This window comes from Kitasatospora sp. MY 5-36 (assembly GCF_001182915.1).
Classification (GTDB): Bacteria; Actinomycetota; Actinomycetes; order Streptomycetales; family Streptomycetaceae; genus Kitasatospora.
The window spans coordinates 1-3,487 of sequence record NZ_LFVW01000438.1; the positions used below are offsets into that span (position 1 = coordinate 1).

The window sequence follows — 3,487 nt, forward strand, 5'->3', positions numbered from 1 at the left end:
GGGCGGCCTCGGTGCTGACGGCGGTCTCGAGCGTGCACCCGGACCCGGGCGTGGCCCGGGCGGCCCGCCGCTCGGCGTTCAGCGTGCACACCGGCGGCGCCTGAGCCGCACGGGCGTACGGGAACACGGGCGCACAGGAACACGGGAACACGGAAAGGGCCCGGAACCACCAGGTTCCGGGCCCTTCCCCATGTCGGTCGTGGGACGGCTCAGCCGAGCCGCGACTCCGCCCGCCGGGCGCGGACGTCGCCGACCTTCTGCCCCACCTTGCGGCGGATGACCAGCAGCGGCGCCATCGCGGCGAGCGTGATCTGGGCGAACGCGCCGACGTGCATCAGGCTGTCGCCGCCGGGCAGCCCGGTCGCCCAGGCGGCCAGGCAGCCGATCGCGACGACGACCCAGCAGAGCGTGGCGGTGGCCAGCAGCCCCTGCGGCTTCGGGTACTCGATCCGGCTGACCATCAGGTACGCGGCGCCGAAGATGGCGAGCAGACCGGGCAGGAACGGCGGGTCGAGCAGCACGATGGCGATCACCGTCATCGCGCCCATCGGGCAGGGCATGCCCTGGAACACCCCGGGCCGCATCTTGACGGCCGAGAAGCGGGCCAGCCGCAGGACCACCGCGAGCAGTACGGTCAGCGCGATCAGCGCCGACAGCTTGCTGTTGGAACCCGGGGAGACCATGCCCCAGACCGCGACGAAGTAGGCCGGCGCGATGCCGAAGCTGATCAGGTCCGCGAGGTTGTCCAGTTCCGCCCCGAGGGCGGAGGAGCGCAGCTTGCGCGCCACCAGCCCGTCGAAGAGGTCGCACATCGAGCCGATCAGCAGCAGCGTGACCGCGGTGGCGGCGCTGTGCCGGTCCGGAGCGGCGTCCGGGTTGGTGATGTGCGGGACCAGGACCCCGGTGGTGATCGAGTAGATCGCCAGGAAGCCGCAGACGGCGTTCCCCAGGGTCAGGAAGTCGGCCGTGGACAGGTGCTGGGGAGAGCGCGGGGCACGCAGCTCGCGGTCCCGTGCCCAGCGGCGGCGGCGCAGGGCCGTCTCCTCGTCGTCCAGGCCGACGATTGTCTCAGGATCAGTCACGGTCAAGGCGCGTCACCCCGGCTGTGGTCTTCTGGCCGACCTCGACGCCGACCTCGACGCCGGCCGGCAGGTAGGTGTCGACGCGGGACCCGAACCGGATCAGACCGATCCGGTCGCCCTGCTCGACCTTGGTTCCGGCGTCCACGTACGGCACGATGCGGCGGGCCACGGCCCCCGCGATCTGGACCATCTCGATGTCGCCGAGCTCGGTGTCGAAGTGCCAGACGACCCGCTCGTTCTGGTCGCTGTCCTTGTTGAACGCGGGGACGAAGCCGCCCGCGACGTGCTCGACCGACGTCACGGTGCCCGGCAGGGGCGCGCGGTTGACGTGGACGTTCAGCGGGCTCATGAAGATCGCGACCCGGGTGCGGCCGTCCGGCCAGGCGTCGATGCTCTGCACCACGCCGTCGGCGGGGGAGATCACTCTGCCCGTGCCGATCTCACGCTCGGGGTCGCGGAAGAACCACAGCATGCCCGCGCCGAGGGCACAGGCGGGTACCGCAGCCAGGGCCCACTTGCCGCTGCGCCGGGTGAGGGCGGTGGTCACGGCGGCCGTGGCGAGGGTGGGGACGAACCAGGGGGTGGCTCCGCGCGCGATGGTCACGCGGGGTCGCCGACCGGCCGTCGGGGCTGCGAGGGCATCGCGGTCCGTGACGGAGGTGTGAGGGGACGGGCTGATGGGCATCGAAGACCTTTGTCGCGGGGGATCATGGCCGCTGGACGGGGGCCACCGCGGAATCGGTAATAGAGGGACGGCTTGCTGTCCCGGTGGATGCTATCGGGAGCAGACGGTGGGTGGGCAACCCGCCTGCTCGTTCACGTGTCCGGTGGCGGCGCGTGTGCGCGTCCACTCCTACGACCGTAGCTCGGCCCGGTCCGGTTCCCAAGGGACCCGACAGGGCTGGTGACTCTTGTCTCAACGGGTGCGCGGACGGAACCCGGCGGACGAAACGGCCGTAGCGGCCGGAAGCGGGTGTGCGGAAGCGGCCGCAGGGCGCGTCGTTGCAGCTGTACGCCCTGCGGCCGCTTCCGGCGGGCCGTGCCGGACCCAGGCGGACCAGGCCGGGCCCGTGACGGGGCACGGCCCCGCGCCGGGACGGGCCCGCACGCCCGTCGACCGGCGGTTCGAGGGGGCCGACCGGCGACGGGGTGCGTCGGCGGGCGGCCCGGGGGTCAGTCGGCGATCCGGTACTCCTCGAGGAGCCGGCGCCCGACGATCATCTTCTGGATCTCCGCAGTACCTTCACCGATGAGCAGCATCGGGGCCTCGCGGTAGAGGCGCTCGATCTCGTACTCCTTCGAGAAGCCGTAGCCGCCGTGGATGCGGAAGGCGTCCTCGACGACCTCCTTGCAGTACTCGGAGGCGAGGTACTTGGCCATGCCGGCCTCGAGGTCGTTGCGCTCGCCGCCGTCCTTCTTGCGGGCGGCCATGACCATCATCTGGTGGGCGGCCTCGACCTTGGTGGCCATCTCGGCGAGCTTGAACTGGATCGCCTGGTGCTCGGCGATCTTCTTGCCGAAGGTGGAGCGCTGCTGGGCGTAGGCGATGCCGAGCTCGAAGGCGCGGCGGGCGACGCCGCAGCCGCGGGCGGCGACGTTGACGCGGCCGACCTCGACGCCGTCCATCATCTGGTAGAAGCCGCGGCCCGGGACGCCGCCGAGGACGCGGTTCGCCGGGACGCGGACGTCCTGGAGGACCAGCTCGGTGGTGTCGACGCCCTTGTAGCCCATCTTCTCGATCTTGCCGGGCACGGTCAGGCCGGGAACCGAGGGGTTCGGGCCGAAACCGGCCTCCTTCTCGATCAGGAAGGTGGTCATGTTCTTGTACGGGCTGCTGCCGCCCTCGTCGGTCTTGCAGAGGACCGCGACCAGGGTGGAGGTGCCGCCGTTGGTGAGCCACATCTTCTGGCCGTTGAGGACGTAGAACTCGCCGTCCTTGACGCCCTTGGTGGAGATGGCCGAAACGTCGGAGCCGAGGCCCGGCTCGGACATCGAGAAGGCGCCGCGGATCTCGCCGGCCGCCATCCTCGGCAGGAAGTGGTTCTTCTGCTCCTGGGTGCCGTGGGCGTTGATCATGTGCGCCACGATGAAGTGGGTGTTCACGATGCCGGAGACCGACATCCAGCCGCGGGCGATCTCCTCGACCACCAGGGCGTAGGTGAGCAGCGACTCGCCGAGGCCGCCGTACTCCTCGGGGATGGTGAGGCCGAACAGGCCGAGCTGCTTCATCCCCTCGACGATGGCGGTCGGGTACTCGTCCTTGTGCTCCAGCTCGGTCGCGACCGGAATGATCTCCTTGTCGACGAAATCCCGCACGGTGGCGAGGATGTCCCGCTGGATCTCGGTGAGGCCGTCGGTCTGTGCGAGGCGTCCCATCGTGCGGCTCCGAAAGGTCTGAGGGTCTG

The 3,487-nt window shown here is 70.7% G+C and carries 3 protein-coding genes; all 3 read right to left on the reverse strand.

Annotated elements, in window-relative coordinates; translation table 11 throughout:
- Window positions 1-209 precede the first annotated feature (209 nt).
- Complete coding sequence (locus AE652_RS25935) at window positions 210-1,088, reverse strand: phosphatidylcholine/phosphatidylserine synthase (RefSeq protein ID WP_369808332.1); 879 nt, start codon at window positions 1,086-1,088, stop codon at window positions 210-212.
- Window positions 1,075-1,767 carry a phosphatidylserine decarboxylase gene (locus AE652_RS25940; protein ID WP_049655656.1) on the reverse strand — a complete coding sequence of 231 codons (693 nt, stop codon included), beginning with the start codon at window positions 1,765-1,767 and terminating at the stop codon, window positions 1,075-1,077. Before AE652_RS25940 ends, AE652_RS25935 begins: the two co-directional genes overlap by 14 nt.
- A gap of 488 nt (window positions 1,768-2,255) precedes the next feature.
- Window positions 2,256-3,458, reverse strand: coding sequence for an acyl-CoA dehydrogenase family protein (locus AE652_RS25945; protein WP_049655658.1), 1,203 nt, complete (start codon window positions 3,456-3,458; stop codon window positions 2,256-2,258).
- Window positions 3,459-3,487: the final 29 nt, after the last annotated feature.

Coding starts and splice junctions, on each gene's coding strand:
- AE652_RS25945 (WP_049655658.1), bottom strand. CDS start 3,458: ATGGGACGCCTCGCACAGACCGACGGCCTCACCGAGATCCAGCGGGAC.
- AE652_RS25940 (WP_049655656.1), bottom strand. CDS start 1,767: ATGCCCATCAGCCCGTCCCCTCACACCTCCGTCACGGACCGCGATGCC.